At 55.3% G+C, this 21933-nt stretch carries 16 protein-coding genes and 1 tRNA gene; 13 read left to right on the forward strand and 4 right to left on the reverse strand.

The genetic code is table 11. From position 1 onward, the window contains the following. The first annotated feature begins 31 nt into the window (after positions 1-31). Complete coding sequence (locus tag GGR27_RS13955; protein WP_168038334.1) at positions 32-298, forward strand: anti-sigma factor; 267 nt, start codon at positions 32-34, stop codon at positions 296-298. A gap of 238 nt (positions 299-536) precedes the next feature. After that, positions 537-1061 carry an FKBP-type peptidyl-prolyl cis-trans isomerase gene (locus GGR27_RS13960; protein ID WP_168038336.1) on the forward strand — a complete coding sequence of 175 codons (525 nt, stop codon included), beginning with the start codon at positions 537-539 and terminating at the stop codon, positions 1059-1061. Between the two features lie 143 nt (positions 1062-1204). Here the strand turns inward: GGR27_RS13960 and GGR27_RS13965 are convergent, their stop codons facing one another. Beyond that, positions 1205-2593: a dipeptidase gene (locus GGR27_RS13965; protein ID WP_168038338.1), complete on the reverse strand. Its 1389-nt coding sequence runs from the start codon at positions 2591-2593 to the stop codon at positions 1205-1207. A gap of 361 nt (positions 2594-2954) precedes the next feature. Between GGR27_RS13965 and GGR27_RS13970 the strand changes: the two genes are divergently transcribed. Together GGR27_RS13970 and GGR27_RS13975 are read left to right on the forward strand one after the other, a co-directional pair. Further along, entirely contained in the window at positions 2955-5423 is a 2469-nt protein-coding gene (locus GGR27_RS13970) for a zinc-dependent metalloprotease (RefSeq protein ID WP_168038340.1), read from the forward strand. 388 nt (positions 5424-5811) lie between these two features. Next, on the forward strand, positions 5812-7536 hold the full coding sequence (locus GGR27_RS13975) for a hypothetical protein (RefSeq protein WP_168038342.1): 1725 nt from the start codon (positions 5812-5814) through the stop codon (positions 7534-7536). A 185-nt stretch (positions 7537-7721) separates the two neighbouring features. Here the strand turns inward: GGR27_RS13975 and GGR27_RS13980 are convergent, their stop codons facing one another. Further along, a complete protein-coding gene (locus GGR27_RS13980; RefSeq protein ID WP_168038344.1) occupies positions 7722-8519 on the reverse strand; it encodes an SDR family oxidoreductase in 798 nt (265 codons plus the stop codon). Positions 8520-8785: 266 nt separating this feature from the next. On the opposite strand from GGR27_RS13980, the gene GGR27_RS13985 reads away from it, so the two are divergent. Beyond that, the gene (locus GGR27_RS13985; RefSeq protein ID WP_168038346.1) at positions 8786-9223 is read left to right on the forward strand and encodes an LNS2 domain-containing protein; all 438 of its coding nucleotides are present in this window, start codon (positions 8786-8788) and stop codon (positions 9221-9223) included. A gap of 116 nt (positions 9224-9339) precedes the next feature. Here the strand turns inward: GGR27_RS13985 and GGR27_RS13990 are convergent, their stop codons facing one another. Beyond that, the gene (locus tag GGR27_RS13990) at positions 9340-10722 is read right to left on the reverse strand and encodes an alkaline phosphatase D family protein (RefSeq protein WP_168038348.1); all 1383 of its coding nucleotides are present in this window, start codon (positions 10720-10722) and stop codon (positions 9340-9342) included. 304 nt (positions 10723-11026) lie between these two features. Between GGR27_RS13990 and GGR27_RS13995 the strand changes: the two genes are divergently transcribed. The 6 genes from GGR27_RS13995 (at position 11027) to asd (ending at position 18656) form a co-directional block, all read left to right on the forward strand. Further along, positions 11027-11111, forward strand: a tRNA-Leu gene (locus GGR27_RS13995). A 224-nt stretch (positions 11112-11335) separates the two neighbouring features. Continuing rightward, positions 11336-12142 carry a geranylgeranylglyceryl/heptaprenylglyceryl phosphate synthase gene (locus GGR27_RS14000; RefSeq protein WP_168038350.1) on the forward strand — a complete coding sequence of 269 codons (807 nt, stop codon included), beginning with the start codon at positions 11336-11338 and terminating at the stop codon, positions 12140-12142. Between the two features lie 405 nt (positions 12143-12547). Continuing rightward, positions 12548-14428 (forward strand): ABC-F family ATP-binding cassette domain-containing protein, encoded by a 1881-nt coding sequence (locus tag GGR27_RS14005; RefSeq protein ID WP_168038352.1) that lies wholly within the window; start codon positions 12548-12550, stop codon positions 14426-14428. A 259-nt stretch (positions 14429-14687) separates the two neighbouring features. After that, a complete protein-coding gene (locus tag GGR27_RS14010) occupies positions 14688-17171 on the forward strand; it encodes a T9SS type B sorting domain-containing protein (protein WP_168038354.1) in 2484 nt (827 codons plus the stop codon). 42 nt (positions 17172-17213) lie between these two features. Continuing rightward, positions 17214-17600, forward strand: coding sequence for a DUF6122 family protein (locus tag GGR27_RS14015; protein ID WP_168038356.1), 387 nt, complete (start codon positions 17214-17216; stop codon positions 17598-17600). A 171-nt stretch (positions 17601-17771) separates the two neighbouring features. Next, positions 17772-18656, forward strand: a complete 885-nt coding sequence (gene asd, locus GGR27_RS14020) for an archaetidylserine decarboxylase (RefSeq protein ID WP_168038358.1) — start codon at positions 17772-17774, stop codon at positions 18654-18656. 210 nt (positions 18657-18866) lie between these two features. On the opposite strand, the gene tgt is transcribed toward asd, so the two are convergent. Continuing rightward, on the reverse strand, positions 18867-20000 hold the full coding sequence (gene tgt, locus GGR27_RS14025; protein ID WP_168038360.1) for a tRNA guanosine(34) transglycosylase Tgt: 1134 nt from the start codon (positions 19998-20000) through the stop codon (positions 18867-18869). 189 nt (positions 20001-20189) lie between these two features. Between tgt and GGR27_RS14030 the strand changes: the two genes are divergently transcribed. Both GGR27_RS14030 and GGR27_RS14035 read left to right on the forward strand, forming a co-directional pair. Then, positions 20190-20801: a TetR/AcrR family transcriptional regulator gene (locus GGR27_RS14030; protein ID WP_168038362.1), complete on the forward strand. Its 612-nt coding sequence runs from the start codon at positions 20190-20192 to the stop codon at positions 20799-20801. Positions 20802-20823: 22 nt separating this feature from the next. Then, on the forward strand, positions 20824-21780 hold the full coding sequence (locus GGR27_RS14035; protein WP_168038364.1) for an alpha/beta fold hydrolase: 957 nt from the start codon (positions 20824-20826) through the stop codon (positions 21778-21780). The last annotated feature ends 153 nt before the right edge of the window (positions 21781-21933 follow it).

Below are 21933 nucleotides of genomic sequence, written 5' to 3' on the forward strand. Positions count from 1 at the left end.
TACGTTAGAAAACCCCGAAACCAATTCCCACATGACTACAACGTATCTCGTCGGGGCGGTCGTGGCCGCCATCGTTTACTACATCGGCAAGGAAGTCGTCGGCTCTTTTGCCCACGTGCCGGACAAAACCCTCGTCCGGTTTTGGAACGGTGAGCTCAAACGCACCGAATCAAAAGCCTTCCGCCGTGCCACCGAGCACCTCGCTACCTGCGAAGCATGTCGCGACCGGCTGGACGAAATGCGCAAAACGAACGCCGGGCCGGGGGCGGCGGACCCGCTGATCAGCCGGCGGTACTAAAAGCTATATTCGGCCCGGTCCACCTAAACCTACTTTACCGTGACTACTTACAACACGGATGCTATGCCGAGAACCATCAATAGTGCCATCGGCCCCTTATTACTGCTTCTCTTTGTGGCGTTCTAATTAGAATATATTCCGGAATGTCCGAGGTACACGGGCGTAGTATAATTTACGCTAGCTACAACCCTCGTACTCAATTACTACTTTCGCAGAAAAGCCGAAAAGGCCAAGTAACATGCAGACCCCACTAACCATCGACGACCACACCATCGTAACCCTAACTTACGAAGTCCGCGACGGCGGCCCCACCGGCCCCTTGCTGGAGCGTATGGACGCAAATTACCCCTTCGTTTTCATGTTCGGCATCGGTAAAATGCTACCGGCTTGGGAACGGCGTATTTATGGACTCAAGTCCGGGATGGGGTTCACCTTCCAACTTGCGCCACAGGATGCCTATGGTGTCCCCGAAAAAGCGCAGGTAATCAAGATGCCGCTCGACTTGTTTAAGAACGAGCGCGAACAGATCGAGCCAGGCCTGTTGGTCGAGGGACAATTTGTTACGCTGACCGATACGGAAGGTAAGGCCGTTAATGCCAAAATCTTGAAGTGGGACGATGCAGAAGTTACGCTGGATGGTAATCATGCGTTAGCTGGTAAGTCACTCTTCTTCTCCGGGGCCGTGCTGAACGTGCGGAAGGCTACGGTGGATGAGCTGATTCAGAAGCGGTACATTGATCTGGGTGGGGTTCGGCGGGAGTAGTATATAGCTCCGGCACCTTGGCTGACCAGTACTTCGTGCACCGAAAAAGATCAAAGACGTAAAAAGAGGAGAAAAGAAGGCCGTACGGCTACTTTTCTTTCCTCCTCCTATTCTCTCTTCTCTTCTTCTTCCGGAAACAAACACTAAGCCTGCTTCATCGCCACGTAATGCTTGTAAAACCCAGGCACCGTCTCAATCCCCTTATAAAAATTCCAAAGCCCAAAGTGCTCATTAGGAGAGTGCAGCCCGTCCGTATCGAAGCCGAAGCCCATCAGGATCGTCTCGACCTCCAAAATCTCCTTGAACTTGGCAATGATCGGAATCGAACCACCTTCATACATCGGTACCGGCTCCACACCAAAGGAATCTTTCATGGCCGCCGCCGCCGCGCGGTATTCTACCGTGTCGGTCGGCGTGACGTAAGGATTACCGCCGTGGTGGGCCGTGACGGTCACCTTTGCGTACTCCGGCGCAAGTGACTTGAAATGCTCCGTAAACTGGTCAGCAATTTTGTGCCAATCCTGCGTACTCACTAGCCGCATACTGATCTTCGCGCTGGCCTTGGCCGGGATGATCGTCTTGGAACCTTCCCCCATGAAGCCACCCCAGATGCCGTTGCAATCCAGCGTCGGGAGGATGCCGGTGCGCTCATAAGTGTGAAAACCCTCGCGGCCTTCGAGGCCGTAAACACCGGGGCTATCCATGTATTCCTGCTCATCGAACGGCGCGTTGCGCATCATCTTCCGGTCGCGGTCGGAGGGGAAGTGGACGTCGTCGTAGAAGCCGGGGATGGTGATCTTGTTGTCGTCGTCCTTCAGGCTGGCGATCATCTTGGCCAGGGTGTTGATGGGGTTGGCGACGGCACCGCCGAATAGGCCGGAATGCATGTCGGCGCGGGCGGTCTGGACGCTGACGTCCATGTAGGCCAGTCCACGGAGGCCGACGGTGATGCTCGGTACTTTTTTGCTCAGCAAACTCGTATCGGAGACCAAAATGACGTCCGATTTTAGCATTTCCTTGTGCTTGCGGATGAACGGCTCCAGGTGCGCGCTGCCAATTTCTTCCTCGCCTTCAATCATGAATTTGACGTTGCAGGGCAAGTTGTCCGTCTGGATCATTGCCTCGACGGCCTTCACGTGGAGGAACATTTGTCCTTTATCGTCCGTCGTGCCCCGTCCGAAAATGGCGCCGTCGGGGTGGAGATCGGTTTTTTTGATGACGGGTTCGAAGGGGTCCGAATTCCACTCATCGAGCGGGTCGGCGGGCTGCACGTCGTAGTGGCCGTAAACGAGGATCGTCGGTAGTTTTTCGTCGATGATTTTTTCGGCGTAGACGATCGGGTGGCCGTCGGTGGGGTAGAGCGCCGCCTTATCCAGGCCGGCGCGGACGAGGTATTCCTGCACGTGGACGGCGCACTGGTGCGTGTCGTCGTCGTGTTCGGTGGTCGTGCTCACGCTGGGGATGCGGAGGAGGGTAAAAAGTTCGTCGAGAAAGCGGTCGCGGTTGGCGTCGATGTACTGGGTCGTGGTCATTTGGCTTGATCTATTTGGTTGGGTAACGCGAACGGGCGGGTTGCGTTCGGAATTAGCGCGGGGGCGCGGTCGCGGGTGCAAGGTTTAGTAGGACGGAAACTGAGCTCGATACGATACGGTAGCAGGGTTCTTTCACTAAAACCCTGCACCTGCGACGCGTTAGCTAGTCCCGTACTTATTCGGGGCGACCGCGCAAAAATCGGTCTTGGATACTACTAGAAGACTAACGATAACAAGCATTAAAACAGTCACTATTCTCGCCAAACCGGAATTGGTGCCAAGTTAGATTGTCAAACCGACGTGACCTTGTTACCGCGCCGTCGTATTTTACCCACCCCAAACAAAAAATCAGCCTCACCCGATGAAAGTAATCTCGCTCCTTCTTTTCCTAGCCATCCTGACGCTGGGCGCCTGTGGGTCGACCAAGTCACCACTCGCCACCGCCGCGGAGGTCACTAGTACCACTACCGACACCATCCCACCGGGAAAAGACGAAAAAGCCGACAAGAAAGAACCGCCCTACAAAGACTACGATAAGGTCATCACCAAAGACGCCATTTCCCAGGCCGGCATGTTCGCCGTCCACCGCGTCGACGATGATTATTACTTCGAAATCCCCTTTTCCGAGCTGGACACGGATGTGCTACTCGTCAGCCGCATCGCCAAGATCCCCAGCGAATTCGGCGGCGGTTACGTAAACGCCGGCTCGAAAACCAACGAGCAAGTCATTCACTGGGAACGGAGCAACAACAACCTGCTTCTGCGGTCGGTCAGCTACAGCAACGTTGCCGACGAAGCCCTGCCCATCAACCTCTCGGTGCAGGACAACAACTACGCGCCGGTCATCGCCAGTTTCAAGATCGAAGCGTTCGGTAAGGACTCGACGACGGCGGTCATCAAGGTGAATGACCTCTTCGTGACGGACGTGCCGGCGCTGAGCGGCATTTCCAAGCGGCTACGCAAAGAATACGAGGTGCGTAGCCTGGACAAGGACCGGAGCTTCATCAGCCGCATGTCCAGCTTTCCGGAGAACGTGGAGGTTCGTCACGACATGACCTATACGGCGGGTAAACCTCCCGCCGGCAACCGGACCGGTACCATCAGCATGCAACTGAGCCAGTCCTTCTACCGCCTGCCCGAAATTCCGATGCAGCCCCGCCAGTACGACGAGCGCGTGGGCTGGTTCACCGTGCGGCAAGTCGACTTCAGCTCGGAAGCCCTCAAGGCAGACGAAAAACGGTACATCCGCCGCTGGCGTATGGAGCCGACCGACGCCGCCGCCTACGCCCGCGGTGAACTCGTAGAGCCTAAAAAGCCAATTGTCTACTACCTCGACCCGGCCACGCCGGAGAAATTCCGTAAGTACTTTCGCCAGGGTATCGAGGACTGGCAAGTCGCTTTCGAAGCCGCCGGTTTTAAAAACGCCATCGTCGCCAAAGACGCCCCGACCCCGGAGGAAGACCCCGACTGGAGCGCCGAGGACGCTCGCTATTCCACCGTCCGCTACGTCGCCTCTACCACCCGTAACGCCGTCGGACCGAGTGTGTCCGACCCCCGCTCCGGCGAAATCATCGAATCCGACATCATCTGGTACCACAATCACTTGCGTTCCTACCGCAACCGCTATCTACTGGAGACCGGTGCCGCCAACCCGAGCGCCCGCACGCTCGACACCCCAGAAGAGGAAATCGGAGAAATGATGCGCCGGGTGATCAGCCACGAAGTAGGTCACGCGCTGGGCCTACCCCACAACATGAAGGCCAGCTACGCTTACCCCACGGATAGTTTGCGGTCGGCCACCTTCACCCAGAAATGGGGACTGGCCTCCACCATTATGGACTATACCCGCTACAACTACGTCGCCCAGCCCGGTGACGAGGGCGTTCGTTTCGTGCGCATGCTCGGCCCCTACGATACTTACGCCATCAACTGGGGCTATCGCGTCATCCCCGGTGCCGAAAGCGCCGCGGCAGAGAAGTCCACCCTCAACAAGTGGATCACTAATAAGGCGGATGACCCGGTATACCGTTTCGGCGGTTCCGGCCGGTTCGACCCCAGTAGCCAGACCGAATCCGTCGGTGACGACCCCATCAAGGCCAGTACCTACGGCATGAAAAACCTGGAGATCGTCGCCAACAACCTGGCGGACTGGACGACGAAGGACGGCGAGAACTACGACGACTTATCCGAACTATATGGTGAAATGCTGAGCGTCTGGTCCCGTTACGCCGGCCACGTCACCGGTAACATCGGCGGTATTTACGAGCACCTGCGGACGGTTGACGAGCCCGGACAATCCTACACATTCCTGAATAGGGGCGAGCAAAAGGCGGCGTTGGAATTCTTAAACGAGAACGTCTTCCAGTTCCCCGGCTGGTTATTACCCGAGGCGGTAGCCAACAACGTCGGCCCCGACGGCTTCGTAACCCGCATTCGGGACCTTCAATCCCGCCAGCTCGGTAACTTACTACGCAGCGATCGGCTCATGCGGATGGTGGACAACGAAGCCCGCAACGGCCGGGACGCCTACACCGCCGCGGAAATGATGGACGCCTTACGTAAGAGCATCTGGTCCGAAGTAAGCCGCCGCGCCCCGGTGGATGCTTACCGGAGAAATTTACAACGCGCCCACGTTGAACGACTGGGCAAACTACTAGTGGACGATGCGAAGAAGCATTCGGACGTTGGCACTTTGGCGCGGGCGGAGTTGACGGCCATCAATAAGCTGGCGGCTGGTTCAGCCCGGCGCTACGGCCCCGGTATCGTTCGGTATCATTTAGAAGACGTTGCGGCCATGACGGCGGCGATGTTGGATCCGGTTGGGAAGTAGATTTTTCACCCTGTGTTGCAAACGTGGCCCGTCCGATAACTTGGCACCCGCGACCGCGCCCAACTATTATGCGCGGTCGCGGGTGCAAGGGGGTTATGTGATAGACTCCACTCCTCCAGTTTCTAGGTCTCGACTTAGTTTAGGCGACTGTGCCCGGGATACTAAAAGTAATGCGGTGGAAAGTTAATCACCTATCGCTCAATGCCTTGCCTCACGCCAACTGAAGCTCTGGCGCGGCACCAGGTAATTAGAAAGAAGCCATGTGTTGTACTTTTACATCCTTCCCTATTATGCGCGTAAAACACAGTCTTCAAGATTACTGCATTAGACCTACTAACTAGGCTCTAGTCTACCCGGAAGGAGATAGTAAGCGCGACAAACCAACACTATGAAATATTATCTCTTTCTCGGTTACCTATTTTTACCCTTACTCCTCCCCGCCCAGACGATTGAGGTTCGGGAAGTGTTGCCGCTCGAAGGGCCTTACCGCATCGTTAACCTACAATTCGATGGGCTTTCTAAGGAAAGCACCAGCCTCAATTTCTCCTTTTCCCACTTCGGTGCGGGTGTTCAATCTGAAAATGGCCCGCTAAAAATGGGCGGTAAAGAACCTCAAACCGTGTACGCCACGGGGAGTATTCCGATTGACGAAACAGGCGCTCCTACTGGTGGAACCACCCTCCAGTGGTATAGCCCGCCGAGCGCCAGTGAGAAAGTTAATATTTATGCTAACCCCATCGACATCCTGACGATGGCGGATAATACGTTGCTGGCGAAGCGCGGGGAGGTAAAGGGCTACGGTGCGTTAGCGGAATTTGGCCTCGGGATCCAGGAAAAGGCAGCGTGGTTCACGTTAGCTGACGACACCATTAGCAAGAAGGAAACCACGCACGTCGATGAATACAAGACGACCTACGTTAATCTAGGCCTGGGTGGGGGCATTCAGGCCCTGACCAGTGCTACTTACACACTTAAGCCGGAGGAGAAGTGGAGTACTGGAGCAATTGAGGTGTCTGATTATAAGATGAAAGCATCCTTCCTGAAAGGACCGGCAAAGAAATTTTTCAAAGACAAGGACTATAGCTTTAAGGTAATCAGTGGATATTCGGGTTCTCTGGCGCAAGCCGCCGACCCTCGCACGGCTAACATGGTGGTTTTCAACGCCATTAAATATAAGAAGAGACCAGACAAAAAAAATAGCCACTTTACGGAGTTCCTGACCCTGGCCATTGATGCAGCGGGCAACGTCACGAGTTCGGACATCTACGAATCTGACGAACCGCTTCAAGTAGCTCAATTCTTTCACTTGGGTGGTGAACGACTTAGTCAACATCTGCGCCTGACGAATAAAGTAGCGATCATTCTACGTGGTGGTGGCAAAGCGAACATGGAGGACGTTGACGGTACGCTGCGTCGGGCTTTGGTCATTGACATTAATACGGGCAAAATAATCAGCCAGAGCGATATTAACCTTCCGGAAGGCTCTAACACCACGATCGCTACCGACATCCTTCCGAGTGGAGACGTGGAGATGCTGAACTACAACGCGGCGACCGGGCAGATACAAACCATTCGACTCACGGAGAAAGGCCTCGAACTGAGTGAACCACTCTTCAGGGAAAACAGCGAGTTGTTGGCCGGCATTAACCCGGAAAAGCTAGAACTTTTCTCGCTCGGGAATACGGTAAGTAGTACCGGTCAAATGGTCCGTTTTCACGCGCTCGCCCGGGTGGATCGTGAGCAATACAGTCTGGTCACGGAAGAGACTATCTATGGTTATTTGGCTGAACTGGTCGGTGCGGATGGTCGTCCGGAACGTTTTGTATCACTGGCCAAGGGAGATCGTTTACGGACTTTCGCAAGGGAGGGAGACGTAGTTTTACTGTCTACTAGTTTAACCACTCAGGCTGTCGGTGAGGATGGACGAAAGAAAATAACGAATCAGTTTCTATTTCTTGACCTTGCTGCTGGCACGGTTAGGCGTGTAGCTGCGCCCATCGACGTGCTGCCCCAAAATGAATACATGCTGTACGACCAAGGTCGCAAGGTGTTGTTTGGCCTTCTCTTTCCCACGGAAGAACTAGGTCCGAGGCTGATGAGCTTGTCGTATTAAGGGGGGTAGTCGCAAACCAAGATTGTCCAAGACAAAAAATTAGTAAACGGAACCGCCCCGTCGCCAAATCGTGGTGACGGGGCTACTTCGCTGACGCCTTTGTGTGGCTCATGCCTCACTTTTATAACTGTGTACCCGGGGTGCGACGACTTTTCTTCCGGGAAGGCTAAACCTAATAACCGCGCTCAAGAATAATACCGCCCCAACACCCGCTCCCAAACCCGCCCCGGCAACCATCGGCTAGCCACCGTGCTCGCCCTCTGTAAGAACTCCCCCACCACATAGTAAGGATCGAGCGTGTCCTTATTCATAATTTTGTAGATTTCTTCGGCGACGTAGCCGGCGTCCATCCCGTGGTTCACGTTAGCTGCCATGCCGTCGTCGGCTTTACGGTAGCGGGCTTGGTAAACGGGGTCGAGGTCTTCGGCGGGTTGGCGGTACTGGGTGGCGATGGAGTTGGTGGCGATGTCTCCGGGGGCAACCATGGTAGCTTGTAGGTTGGTGCCTTTGAGCTCCATACGGAGGCTATCGGTCATCGTTTTCAGGGCGGCTTTGCTGGCGCAGTAGGCACTGCGGAAGGGAATACCCATGAACCCAGCAATGCTACCGACGAGAACGAGCCGGCCCCGGGGGGATTTACGGAGGTGAGGGATTGTCGCTTGACAAAGATTCCAGCTGCCCCAGAAATTAGTCTCCATGATCTGCCGTGCCCGCTCGGTCGGCATTTGCTCGACCGGCCCGGCCCCACCGATTCCGGCGCAATGAAGCACGGCGTCGAGCCGTCCGGTCTCCGCTATTATCCGGTCCACGCTTTGCACCAGCGACCGCGCATCCGTAACGTCAGCCGGCAAACTAATGACGCCTTTCAGGTCGACGGCCCGGCGGCTCATGCCATACACGCGGTACCCACGGGCGGCGAGGAGGGGGGCGAGGGCTTCTCCGACGCCGCTGGAGGCTCCGGTTACTAGGACAACTTCAGTCATCTTTAGGTGGTAGGTGGTAGGTGGTAGGCGGTAGGGCGACCGACATTTTTACTTACCAAAATGATTATTGGGCAAAGTTACTTTGGAATAAACTCACAAGCCGGAAGGGGAAGGTTTGCCTCAGAAGCCTCGTCCTACCGCCTACCAGCCTACCGCCTACCAGCCTACCGCCTATTTATTACCATCTACTTCCCTACCCAATCAAACACTTACCTTTGCGTTATATTCAAACTATCCCACCCCCACTCTCCCAAAACGACATTTCAATGAAAACGGATACTAGCGAAAAGGACCTCGAAACCACCTTCAACGAAAAAGGTGAACTGATCAGCCCCGTCCTGGCCGAAGGCGTCAAAAACTTTCTCATCGACATTGATGGCACCATCTGTGACGACATCCCCAACGAGGAACCCGAGCGCATGGGTACCTGTATGCCTTACCCCGACGCCCTTCGCATCGTCAACAAGTGGCACGCCGAAGGCCACATCATTACCTTCTTTACCAGCCGTACCGAATCCCACCGCGAAGTGACCGAAATGTGGCTCAAGAAGCATGATTTCAAGTGGCACGCCATGCTCATGGGTAAGCCCCGTGGCGGTAATTACCATTGGATTGATAACCACATCGTGAAGGCTACTCGCTTTAAGGGGAAGTTTACCGATTTAGTGGTGAAGAACCATGATGTGGAAGTGTTCAAAGACTGATGTTAGACGCTACGCTTTTAGGCTGCCGCACGTCTCGGCTGTACGGCCATCACTTGCGGCAGCCTAAAAGCGTAGCGTCTAATAGAGCGAAGCTCTTCTAAAAGCGCGCAGCGCGTCTAACGTAATTCTCGTCGCCAGGCAAGCTCTCCGTCCGTCCCGAAGGTCTCCACGACCAGCCGCCGCGCTGACTCCGGGCCGGTGAAGCTGAGGAGGCCGAAGTTGTTCTTAGCCAAAAAAGTCCCCTCCACCCTGTCTTTATTGTCTTCCGTTTCGTTTCCTGCTACGCCGGCCGTTAGTGGGGAAATCGTCACGTCGTAGACCATCTCTCCGTTCGCGAGTTTGAATTCGGAAAGTTCCGTGTGGTGGCGATCGCCGGTGAGAAAGACGACGCCCGAAATATTTTCCTCGCTGATGCGGGCTAGTAAGTACCACAGTTCTTCCGGCGCGAGGTTGACGTAGTTCTCAAAGACCGCCGCGGTGTTGAGTACCTGACCGCCGACACAAACCATCTTCCAGGGCGCGTCGCTGAACACGAGACTTTCGATGAGCCAGTCGAGCTGGGCGCGGCCGAGCAGGGTTTTATTGTCGCCGCGCACCTGGTCGTTCGGGGTGCGGAAGGAGCGGTTGTCGAGCAGGAAAAAATCTACGTCGTTATAGCGGAACTTGGTCGTGATGCCGGCCGCGCCGGTGTTGCGTTCGCTCTCCACGAGGCCGCTCGTGGGGTTGCCCCAGAATTGATCGAAGGTTTCTTTGGCAAGGTCGCGGTGGCGCCAGCTGCGGTCGGAGTTGTTGGGGCCGTAGTCGTGGTCGTCCCAGATCGCGTAGTGGTGGGTGCGGGCCAGGAGGGGCTGCATTTCCGGGAGGGAGCGGGTGTGGGTGTAGCGGTGTTGGTAGCCGGTGCGGGTTGACCAGTCGGGCTCGCGGAGGTACATATTATCGCCTAGCCAGAGCATCAGGTCGGGGTTCTTTTGGTCGATGGCGGTGAAGATGTCGTAGCTGTTGCCGTAGCCTTTGCCGGGGCGGTCGTAGCGCGCTTCGTTGACGTAGGTGCAGCTGCCGATGGCGACGGTGAAATCGGGCGCGTCGCCGCGGTAGCGCCAGAGGGACTGGGTGGTGAACTCGGTGGGGTAGGGGAGGGCTTGGGCGACGCCGTCGATCACGACTTCGTAGGTGTAATGCTCCCCGGGTTGGACTTGGTCGGCTACGAGTTTGGCCGTGTGGGCAGCGCTGCGTTCGGTTGTGGTGGTCTCGGTTTCGTAGCGCTGGCCGGCGTCGTTTGTGTAGGCGATTTTTACTTCTGCCGGTGCCGTTAATTGGACCCAGATTAGTACTTCCCGCAGTTCGTTGTAGCCGAGCATGGGGCCGGACTGGATGTTCGCGACCGCCGTGGTGTCGGAATAGCCGGTGGTCCTGTCCGCTACTTCCGCGTTAGATGCAGAGGGGGCGCTGGCGCAGGTGCAAAGAAAGGGCAGTAGGAGCAGGGGTAGGAAGTAGCGCATATATGGTCTTTAAGCTGGATTAGCGCAAGGTATGTACTGATTAGCGGATGCCTCAACCTACGGCTTCGCGCCAAGTCGTGTTACCTTACCGACTTTGCGGTGTTTTCACTCCGGAACCGCAGGATGAATTTCGGTCAATGGTTGCCGTAGATGCTGAACGCTTCACGTTATTAAGACGAAAGTTAGTTTGAAAACACCCGCTCGCAACTAATTTTCACCAAACGCTTGTTCACTTCCCCGGAGCGACTTACTTTTGCAGCCGCTCACCCGGAATCTGATGATTATCAAACCCGGGAAACCCCACGGCCAAGTGGTGGAATTGGTAGACACGCCAGCTTGAGGGGCTGGTGCTCATTGCGAGCGTGCAGGTTCGACTCCTGTTTTGGTCACTTGCGAATAGCTCCATCTCTTTTCCGAGGTGGGGCTATTTTTGTTTCGGAGTAGACTTATCCATTTAAAGCGTGTTCACTTTCAGCTTTTCCAGTGGGTGTTACGGTAATAATAAATGCTTCCCGTTAGCTAATACCATTGCGTAGCCAGAACGTAGGTAAGGTGAGGTGCAGTCAAAAACGCCGTACCTTAGCCATTCCTTACCGTCTCCCAACCACACCCAATGGTCTATCCTACTCTCGCGAACGCCCGGGCCACCGGCAACAAAATGCTGGCCGTCCTCATCGACCCGGATAAGGCTAGGAGGGATAATCTGCAGCAACTAGCGCAGTACGCTAACGACGGCCACGTAGACGTTTTTCTCTGGGGCGGTTCCTTAGTAAATGCGCCGCAGTCCGCCTACTACCTCAAACTACTCCGGGCGCACCTCGATAGCGTACCCGTCGTTCTCTTCCCCGGTTCCACCTACCAGCTCGACCCGGAAGCGGACGCCATATTTTTACTTTCCCTCCTCTCCGGTCGCAATTCGGATCTGCTGATTGGCCGCCACGTCCAGGTCGCCGGCCGTTTAAAGCAAATGCAACTCGAGATTATGCCGACCGGCTACCTACTCATCGACGGTGGCCGCCCGACTTCTGTTTCCTACATGAGTAATACCACCCCAATCCCCGCTGACAAGTACGGCATCGCCGCGGCCACTGCCCTGGCCGGCCAGCAATTAGGGATGAAACTGATCTACATGGACGCCGGTAGTGGTGCCCTCAACCCCATTTCACCGGACCTCATCGCCAGCGTTCGTAACGAGATCGACCTACCCCTCATCATTGGTGGCGGTATCCGGACGCCGGAGCGGGCCGCCGCCGCGCTGGAAGCCGGTGCGGACATGATTGTCGTTGGTAACGGTCTGGAAAGAAATTCCGACTGGCTCCCGGAACTGGCTGCTGCCGTGCGGGGGGTGTCTCACCGGTTTGATTTAGTTGAAACGCCACCGGTCGCCGCGGGCGTGCGGGGAGAGTCATCGGAGGGGTAAGTATCGATAAACTGACTTTACGCGGATTTTGTAGCCACAAAATATAAAACGCAAAAGCACGAAAAGACGCTTTCGGCTACGCCACAGCGCCTTGTCTCTACACTTTCACGATTTGCTACGCAGTACTGCTTGCTACGCGATAATATTTGATGGCGTGAGGACAGTCGATGCTTGCTTAGAGGGTCACTGGGTTTTGGCTTTAAAGCGGGAATTGATGAACCGTTGGTGATTGATTCGTAGCTCGCTTACCCAACAAACCCTGCGCTCACGGTATTTTTCCCGGCACCCGCGACCGCGCATAATTTTTAGACTTCCTGCATAAGTAGTTGGACCTTTTCGTTCGCCCCCTTCCGGTGATCACCCGCAGCAAAAAAGCGTACCTTCGCCGGCTAATCTCCAGCAAAAATGGTCTACCTAGAATTAACCGACGTCACCAAGATCTACGGCGACAAAGTCCTTTTCGACAAGGTTTCCCTCCAGGTAGCCAAGAACACCAAAGTCGCATTGGTCGCTAAGAACGGCACCGGAAAATCAACTCTCCTCCGCGTAGCCGCCGGCATCGACGCACCCGAAGGCATCGGCTCGGAAATGTACCTACATAAGGACGCCCGGATGGCCTACCTCTCGCAGGACCCGGACTTCGGCGAAGGCGCAACCGTGATGGACGCCGTTTTCGATAGCGAAAACCCGGTCGTGCGCGCCGTGCGGGATTACGAAGAAGCCCTGTCCCACACGGACGACGTCCCCCGCCTCCTGAAAGCCTCGGCAAAGATGGACGAATTACGCGCCTGGGACATCGAAAGCCGCATCAAAGAAGTCCTATCCAAACTCAACGTCGACAAGTACGACCAAAAAGTAAGCACCCTTTCCGGCGGCCAACGCAAGCGCGTCGCCCTCGCCAAACTGATCATCGACGAGCCGGATCTCATCATCATGGATGAGCCGACTAACCATCTCGACCTCGACATGATCGAATGGCTCGAAGAATGGCTCCAGTCGCCAAACCTGACCGTGGTCATGGTGACGCACGACCGTTACTTCCTGGAGCGCGTCTGCAACCGCATTATCGAACTGGACGGTGGTGAAATCTTTCACTACACCGGCAACTATTCTGAATTCCTGGAAAAGAAAGCGACGCGCGAAGAAACCTCTTCGGCCGAACTGGATAAGGATAAGAAACGGATGAAGAAGGAGCTGGAATGGGTCCGGCGGATGCCGTCCGGCCGGGGTACGAAGGCTAAATCTCGTTTAAAAGACTTTGCCGATCTAAAATCCAAAGTAACGGGCCACCGCACCGAGGGTGAACTCACCATCGAAATTAAAGGACAGCGCCTCGGCGGTAAGATTTTGGAAGCTTACAACGTCGGAAAATCTTACGACGGGCGCGAGTTGGTAAAAGGATTCACTTACAAATTCAAGAAGAACGAGCGCGTCGGGATCGTCGGTAAGAATGGAGCCGGTAAATCCACCCTGCTGCACATGCTGACGAAGGAACTGGAGCCGGATACCGGAAAAGTTACCCACGGCGTCAACACCCACTTCGGTTATTACACGCAGGACGGCATCAACCTCGACAACGACAAACGCGTCATCGAAGCCATCCGGGAGATCGCCGAGTTCATCCCGCTAGAAAAAGGTCTGAAATTAACCGCGCGTGGGCTACTCAACCGCTTCATGTTTCCGGATAAGCAACAGCAGGTCTACGTCAGTCAGCTGTCGGGCGGGGAGAAGCGCCGGCTCTACCTGCTCACGATCCTGATGCAGAACCCCAACTTCCTCATCCTTGATGAGCCGACAAACGATCTGGACATCATGACGCTCAACATCCTGGAGGACTTCCTGCTAGAATTCCCCGGTTGCGTCCTTATCGTCTCCCACGACCGCTTCTTCCTCGATAAGATCGCCGACCACCTGTTCATCTTCGAAGAAGAAGGCAACATTCGCGACTGGAACGGCCTGTACACAGAATACCGCGAGAAACGGAAAGAAGAGCTCTCCGAACTGAACGCGGAGCGCAACAAAAGCAAGGCTTCTTCCCCCAGCCCCGCACCCGTTTCGACTAAGTCAGAGCCCGAAAAACAACTCAGTCAGGACGAACGCAAAGCCATCCGCCGCGTCGAGGGCCAGATCGATAAACTCGAAAAGGCTAAAGTAAAGATCAACAAACAGTTCGCCGATGCCGCCAACCTCGAACCGGGCAAGATCGCCGAACTAGGCAGGAAGCTTAGTGAACTGAATGAGGAGATCGAGGAACGGGAGCTGGAGTGGATGGAATTGGTAGGGTAGTAGGCGGTAGGACTTTAGTCGGTAGGCGGTAGTGCCTCACTACGCATACAACGCCCTACCGCCTACCAGCCTACCGCCTACCAGCCTACCGCCTACCAGCCTACCGCCTACCGCCTACCAGCCTACCGCCTACCAGCCTACCGCCTAATCTTCCTAAATGCCCGCCACCGGACATCCACCATTTGCTTACCAACCCACCGATCAATATCTTGGGAATTAGCATTAGTGCAGTCCTATGAGGTGGATTATTTTCTCGGTCTTGGCATCTTTTCTCGGTAGCAACCTCGCAACCGCGCAGGGCCTCAATGTTGAATTATTCGGGTATCCGGGAAGTGACCGACAAGGTTTGTACGAGCTTACGCCTTTGCCGAACGGAAACGTACTGATGTTTGGCCATAATTTTGCCGGGGGGGACGCGCTTGAGCGCGGTGGAAGACTGCTGACTTTGGATCAACGGGGGCAAAGTGTCGGCCAGGCAGCGCGAATCGTGGATGGGTTCGGACAAGTCAAAGACGTGCTGGTTGATAACGACGGGCGCACGGAAGTACTTATTTCCTGGCTCGACTTGAATGATTTTAAGGACCGCTTCGGGATGATCGAGCGAGCACCGGATGGTACGCAGATAGCGACGCGCTCCTGGTTTGGAAACCTGAAAGGCATCACCCGGGGGCGCGAGGGGGCAACGTTCGGGGTAGGGCAGCAGAATAGCCGGCGCGGCCTGTTTACCAAATTCAGTAGCGACGGTGAGGTAGAATTTATGCGCGCACTCGGTCCCATGACCCCGCGCCCGGCGGGTTTGCTGGACGTCGTTACGCTCGCTAACGGGGATCTTTTAGCCTTTGGTTTTATTACCACTTCCATCGGAGGCGTCCCGCAACCGGAAATTACCCTCCTGCGCTTTACTCCTGCCGGGGACTTGTTGTGGTCCAAGAAGATTACCCGGGGCAAATTCTTTAGCGACGATGGTCTGTCTATGTTTTTGCGCTCACCGACCCGGATCCACCTGGACGCAGCGGAAAATATTCACCTCATCACTTATCTCGGTGCCGGCGGCGGAACCTGGCGGACGCACCTGATTAAGCTGTCTTCCGACGGCGAACTGATTCACTCCACGGCCTACGTCACCAGCGATCAATTTGCCGGGCAGGGCGCCGTGTCGGTGCTGGCGGACGGGCAGGTTATGCTCGCTTTCGAAACCATCACCGACAAGGAAAATCACAGCCTGACGGCGCTCTTACTCGCGGCGGACGGCACGCCGATCCAAGCCTCCCGAATCAACGGCACGGTTTTCGACGTCAGCGGCATCGCACCTACCCCCGGCGCGGAGTCGTTTTTAATCACCGGCACGACTCTGGACTGCGACACCGAAGCGCGCGCGACTTACCTAACGGAGCTGCACGTCGACGGGCTGTACTTTGGGACGGATGTGTGTAATTCGGAGCTGGTTTCTTACGCTCGTCAGCGCATCGACGTGGAGGTGTTGCCGGTGGTTTTCGAGCTAGAGGACGTGCCGATCGTGACGAGCCCTGCGCTGAATCTTGGCCCCGCCACCGTCACCCGGCAGCCCGTGGACTGCCTCGCACCGAATGAAAAGGAACCTGAATCAAGTAATTCAACCATCACTTACACGCTTTGCTCCAGTGGGACGTTTGAGTTGCGGGTGCATAATTTGGCCGCGTCTGCTTACCGTTGGTCGACCGGGGAGACGGGAGAAAGCATCTCCGTTTCGGAATTCGGCTCCTACACGGCGGCGCGGACTAATGAGTGCCAGAGCGACACCATAAACTTCATCCTCATCGACGGCACCGCCCCGTTAACTAAGGCGGATACCGTCATCTACTTCTGCCCCGGGTCGGCGGCGCGGTACGATCAATCTCCCGATCCGGATATTTGGGCGCTGTCGCAGGTGCAGTGGAAAGACGGGGGGAGAGAGCTAGTTCGTACCTGGTCCGAATCGGCCGTGGATACGCTAGTATTAATGAGCCGCTGCGGAATACGCGACCGAATTTTTCGTATAGTACAACTACCCGCCCCCGGCACGGAAATTTTGCCCACTGAGCTAACGCAGTGTAATCCGTCGGATACCGTCTGGCTAGCCATCCCGACGGACGCGGCCGGCACCGTTGAATGGGCGGATGGCAGCACGGAGAACCCGCGCACCGTCACCACCCCCGGCGCTTACCGCGTAACGGTGACGAACAATTGTGGCGTGTCGGAACGTAGTTTCGTGGTTACGGCGAATTACGATAACGAACCCCTGGCCACTGACACTGAGCGGATCGACCTCTGCTACGGAGAAATATTCTCCTACCCCACCGCAACACCGAACGTTACCCAAACCTGGTTGGATGGCTACCCGGAACCCGGCCGCACCTTTACCGAAAACGGCACGTACGTGCTGACGCGCAACGACGGTTGTTCCGTAGCGACGACGGAAGTCCGGGTAAACCTCACGGATTGTTGCCAAATTTACCTCCCGACGGCATTCTCCCCGAACGAAGACGGGGTCAACGACGCGTACGAAGTGCTACCGGCGGGGGAAGGCTGTGGTGGCTTAGAAGAACTGACCTTCGTCGTGTACGACCGCTGGGGGTCGACGATTTTCGCTAGTTCCGCAGGCACAACTTGGGACGGGATGATCGCCGGCCGGCGGGCCGGTTTGGGGGAATACCTGGTGGTCGTTACGTACCTGAACGGCGGGCGGCGGCTAACGAGAAGTCAGGCGATTAGTTTGGTTCGCTAATCTGATCAGGATAATTCTGCTGGATAAATCATACCCGAAAAGATGCAAACCTTTCTTCACTATTTTTTGCACCTGGGTTGCCCGCTGCTGATTGCTTATTTGTGTTTCAGAAAAGACTGGAAAAAAGTTTACCTGATCCTGATCGCCACCATGTTCATCGATGCGGACCACCTACTGGCCAGTCCAATTTTTCAGGCGGATCGGTGCAGTATCAATTTCCACCCGCTCCATACGCACTACGCGATGGTTCTTTACGCGGGTTTATTGTTGCTGCGTAAACCCTTCAACGTAATCGGAATCGGCCTGCTGTTCCACCTGCTCACGGACTTGATCGACTGCTCGCTGACTTACGCTAATTGTGAGGCGTGCCTGGAAAATTCTCCGGTGGTCGGGCTGCTGGAGGTAATCGCTAGGGTGTTTGAAAATTGATGACACGTCGTCAGCCGGCAACATTTATCACCAATTATAATTGATTGGCGAGGTTAGGCTCCGGCGCACTTCCGCGCGGCAACCCCGTAGCCTGGTGGAACAATAGAACCGGTAGCTCGTTCCGACCAACGATAATAATGGCCGCGTGGCCTACGCTAAATTAATCTTGGAATGAGTATTCAGTACGTCAACCGGTACACGGGCAAAATGGTAACCGAGCACCCACCCGCCGAAGAAGTGCTGAATTTCCTGTACCACAATCCGTTCGGCGAAAAACTGCTGCTGCCGGTCGTCAAGCAGGAGTTCATCAGTAAGTGGTACGGTAAGATGATGGATAGCTCGTCCTCCGTAAAGAGGATTCAGCCCTTCATTGATTCTCTCGGGATTGACATGACGGACTCCCGCAGAAACGTAGGTGAATTCAAGACCTTCAACGACTTCTTCAGTAGAAAATTAAAGCCGGGCGCCCGGGAAATTAAGCAAGGCCTGGTATCCCCCGGCGACGGAAAAATGCTGGCGTTCAAAAAAGTATCGCAAGTCAACTCTTTTTACGTAAAAGGAAAGAAGTTTACCCTAACGCAATTCTTAGGAAGTGACGAACTAGCCGAACAGTACAACGGCTGCTCGATGGTCATTTTGCGACTGGCCCCGGAGGATTACCACCGGTATCATTTTCCGTACGGTGGAACTCCATCCGAATCGAAGGAGATTGACGGAGATTATTTATCCGTATCCCCAATTAGTCTGGATAAGCACTTCACCAAAGTATTTACCGACAATAAAAAAGAGATCTGTAAACTAACCACCGAGCAAAACGGGGAGATTCTTATCATCCCCGTCGGCGCAACGATGGTCGGTAGCCTGACTTCGACTTACGAGGCGAATAAAAATATAGAAAAAGGGCAAGAGATGGGGTACTTTTCGTTCGGTGGCTCGTCCGTTGTCTTACTATTTGACGCTGACTATTTCGAGCTCGACGAAGATCTCGTTCGGAACACCCAGAATGAGTTGGAGACTTCCATAAAGATGGGGGATCGGGTGGCGACCGCGAAATAGTAATATGGTATCAAATAGTTACCTACTGAAGCTGGCCCGAAGCACCTAAGGCGGATTTTCAACACATAAAACACAAAAGGAGAAAAAGGCACAAAACGAAACGTTAACCTGCGCACAGCTTTTAGGTGCTTTGCATTCGTGCCTCTTGTGTTCCCCTTCCAATAGCCGGGCTTGTACCATAGAGTCCTTCGCGCAGGGTCAATACCCTAATCAGAGCCTTTTTTCCAAGTTCGGGACCAACGCCTCCTTCCACCGCCGAAAGTCACCACCCAGCACCCGCGACCGCGCCTCTTCCACCAAAGCCAAATAGAACCGGAGATTGTGCAGCGTGGCGATCTGCGGACCGAGTAACTCGTTCACCCGAAATAAGTGGTGGAGGTAAGCCTTCGTGTGCACCTGAGAAGTAGGCGCCCCGTCCGGCCGCGCGTCGATAGCCGAAAAATCGTTGCGCCACCGGGCATTTTTGATGTTGATGATGCCGTCGCGCGTGTAGACCATGCCGTGGCGGGCGTTGCGGGAGGGGAGTACGCAGTCGAACATGTCCACGCCGCGACTAATGCATTCGAGGATATTGGCCGGAGTGCCGACGCCCATCAGGTAGCGGGGCTTTTCCCGGGGGAGGATGTCACAACAGAGCTGCGCGATGCGGTACATATCCGCGATCGGCTCACCGACGGAAAGGCCACCGATGGCGTTGCCGGGCTGGTCGGTGCCGGCAATGAATTCACAGGACTGCTTGCGCAGGTCGTCAAAGGAACTACCCTGAACGATCGGGAAGAGCGCCTGCGTATGACCGTACTTAGGTGCCGAATCTTTCATGAACTGCACGCAACGTTCGAGCCACCGGTGGGTCAGGTGCATGCTCGTTTCGGCGTAGGTTTTCTCGCTCGGGTAGGGTGGGCATTCGTCGAAGGCCATCACGATGTCCGCGCCAATGTCCCGCTGGATGCCGAGGCTGGATTCGGGACTGAAAAGGTGCTTGGAACCGTCGATGTGGTTCGCAAACGTAGCGCCTTCTTCCGTGATCTTGCGCCGGTGAGCGAGGCTGTACACTTGGTAGCCGCCGCTGTCGGTGAGAATCGGCCCGCCCCAATTCATAAATTTATGTAGACCACCGGCAGCGTCCATCGTTTCCATGCCGGGGCGGAGGAACAGGTGGTACGTGTTGCCGAGAATAATCTTGGCCTGCACCTGCTCTTTAAGCTCCTTTTGGTGGATACCCTTGACGGTACCAATAGTGCCAACGGGCATGAAAATGGGCGTCGGGATCTGGCCGTGGTCGGTAGTGAGAAGACCGGCGCGGGCGTCGGTGTTTTTGTCGGTTTGTTGGAGCTCGAAAGTCATGGGGGGCAAAGATAATTTTCGCCGGCTTTCGCGTGGGCAACGAGCGGTCGGGATTACGGAAACAGAAGGGATGTATTGGGGAAGAAGCTAATCTGCACAAAGTTTTGGAACGCTCTCGGTTCGCGGTACTCTGCAGTGATTCATAAAAACTTCTTATATTTGCTAACCGATCGGTCGGTAAGTATAATTATGCCAGTAACCAAAACATCGAAGGAAGAGATCTTGAGAGCCACCTGGGGTGTGTTCCACGAGTACGGCTATCACGACGCCTCGTTGCAGCGGTTGGCCACGGCTGCCGGCTTAGGTAAGGCAGGTTTGTTGCATCACTTCGGAAGCAAGCGCGGCCTCATGAGTGCCGTTATCGAATTCGCTATTGATTGGTACGCCCGGCGGGTACTGGTTTTACTGGAAGGGGAGGGGACGGTCGAAGAAAGATTAAGTGCTTTCATGAGCGCACACTTTCGCTTCTGTCAAATGAACGGCGGCAGCGGTTGTTTTTTCGCCAATTCCATCCTTGAAACGGGCATTACCGGTGAGTTCGCCGAAGGGCTGATCCAATTTCATACGGCCTGGAAAGCGGCGGTAGAAAAACTACTGACCGAGCGGTTCGCCCCCGCCGAAGCTACGGAACGTACTTACCGACTCTTCGCCGAGTACCAAGGCAGCGTAATCCTCTTCAAACTCTACCAAGATGCTTCCCACCTCGAACGCTTCAGGGTTCGCGCGCTGAACGCCCTGAAGCTACCTATTTATTCTGGCCTAATTAACACCTCAGACCCTAGACTAAAGACTAAAGACTAAAGACCAAAGACCCAGCCCAAAAATGAACCTCCGCAAGCTCCTTTTCAAATCCCTCGGTACCGGCCTCAACGCCTATTCTTACCTCAGCCCCAAAAAAGCCGGCGACCTCACTTTCAAAGTCTTCGCATCACCGCCGACGCCCAGAATCAGACCCAAAGAAAAAGACTTTCTCGACACCGCCGAACGGCTGGACTTCAAGTACGAAGGGAAAAATATTCCCGTATACGCCTGGGGCCCGGCTGATGGGCCGGTTGTCTTTTGTGCGTACGGCTGGGGCTACAACGCCGGCCGCTGGCGTCACTACGTGCCGGCGTTGGTGGAGGCCGGAAAGCGGGTGGTAGCCTTTGACCCCATCGGCCACGGAAACGCGGACAAAGGAACCTTACATTTTCCGGCGATGGTCGGTATCGAACGGGCAATTCTGAAAATGACCGACGGCTGTGAACTGGCGTTAGTGCATAGTTTTGGCGGTGGCTGCCTGGTGGAAGCCCTGATCGGTTTGCCCCAAAAGTATCACCCCAAACGGATGTGCGTCCTGGCCGTCCTGTCTGAAGTAAAGTGGCTATTCCTAGTTTTTGCTAAGACGCTGGGCTTGCGGCCGGTTGTTTTCCGCGAGCTTGAAAATCACATTAAAGGCCTAACCGGCCGTCGACTCGAAGATTTTGACATAGCAGCCAGTACCCAACAGCTGGCGCACGTACAAGCACTCATCATTCATGACCCCAAAGATACCGTAACGACCTTCCGGAATTCGGAACGAAACCACAGCTATTGGCCCGGTAGCGCCCTGTACCGATCCAACGGTGGCGGTCATAATCTCGGTACCCCCGAAATAACACACAATGTGCTTGACTTTCTTCTCAACGGAACCCTGCCCGAAGGCGTCACGGTCAATAGGGGGGACCTGCAACCGCTGCCGGCCATAGTGACCCAAGAAGATTTGATAGTGAGTGGCGGGGTTAGTGATTATTATACCTGAAAGTTTGACTCGGGGCCGGTTATCCGGAGACGCTCGAACGGTTCTGGAGCGCTGCCGGAGAGAGCAAGCCAAGTAAGTTTTCGATGATCGCCAGGCGCCCGGATGGTCTTCCCTAACTTTTCACCCGATGGCATCGTTATAACCACCTAATTA

Origin of the sequence: Neolewinella antarctica (assembly GCF_011927835.1) — a bacterium.
GTDB classification, from domain to species: domain Bacteria; phylum Bacteroidota; class Bacteroidia; order Chitinophagales; family Saprospiraceae; genus Neolewinella; species Neolewinella antarctica.

What these genes read in the sequence shown, in the direction of transcription:
- GGR27_RS13955 (WP_168038334.1), top strand. Translation starts at nt 32, where the DNA reads ATGACTACAACGTATCTCGTCGGGGCGGTCGTGGCCGCCATCGTTTAC.
- GGR27_RS13960 (WP_168038336.1), top strand. Translation starts at nt 537, where the DNA reads ATGCAGACCCCACTAACCATCGACGACCACACCATCGTAACCCTAACT.
- GGR27_RS13965 (WP_168038338.1), bottom strand. Translation starts at nt 2,593, where the DNA reads ATGACCACGACCCAGTACATCGACGCCAACCGCGACCGCTTTCTCGAC.
- GGR27_RS13970 (WP_168038340.1), top strand. Translation starts at nt 2,955, where the DNA reads ATGAAAGTAATCTCGCTCCTTCTTTTCCTAGCCATCCTGACGCTGGGC.
- GGR27_RS13975 (WP_168038342.1), top strand. Translation starts at nt 5,812, where the DNA reads ATGAAATATTATCTCTTTCTCGGTTACCTATTTTTACCCTTACTCCTC.
- GGR27_RS13980 (WP_168038344.1), bottom strand. Translation starts at nt 8,519, where the DNA reads ATGACTGAAGTTGTCCTAGTAACCGGAGCCTCCAGCGGCGTCGGAGAA.
- GGR27_RS13985 (WP_168038346.1), top strand. Translation starts at nt 8,786, where the DNA reads ATGAAAACGGATACTAGCGAAAAGGACCTCGAAACCACCTTCAACGAA.
- GGR27_RS13990 (WP_168038348.1), bottom strand. Translation starts at nt 10,722, where the DNA reads ATGCGCTACTTCCTACCCCTGCTCCTACTGCCCTTTCTTTGCACCTGC.
- GGR27_RS14000 (WP_168038350.1), top strand. Translation starts at nt 11,336, where the DNA reads ATGGTCTATCCTACTCTCGCGAACGCCCGGGCCACCGGCAACAAAATG.
- GGR27_RS14005 (WP_168038352.1), top strand. Translation starts at nt 12,548, where the DNA reads ATGGTCTACCTAGAATTAACCGACGTCACCAAGATCTACGGCGACAAA.
- GGR27_RS14015 (WP_168038356.1), top strand. Translation starts at nt 17,214, where the DNA reads ATGCAAACCTTTCTTCACTATTTTTTGCACCTGGGTTGCCCGCTGCTG.
- asd (WP_168038358.1), top strand. Translation starts at nt 17,772, where the DNA reads ATGAGTATTCAGTACGTCAACCGGTACACGGGCAAAATGGTAACCGAG.
- tgt (WP_168038360.1), bottom strand. Translation starts at nt 20,000, where the DNA reads ATGACTTTCGAGCTCCAACAAACCGACAAAAACACCGACGCCCGCGCC.
- GGR27_RS14030 (WP_168038362.1), top strand. Translation starts at nt 20,190, where the DNA reads ATGCCAGTAACCAAAACATCGAAGGAAGAGATCTTGAGAGCCACCTGG.
- GGR27_RS14035 (WP_168038364.1), top strand. Translation starts at nt 20,824, where the DNA reads ATGAACCTCCGCAAGCTCCTTTTCAAATCCCTCGGTACCGGCCTCAAC.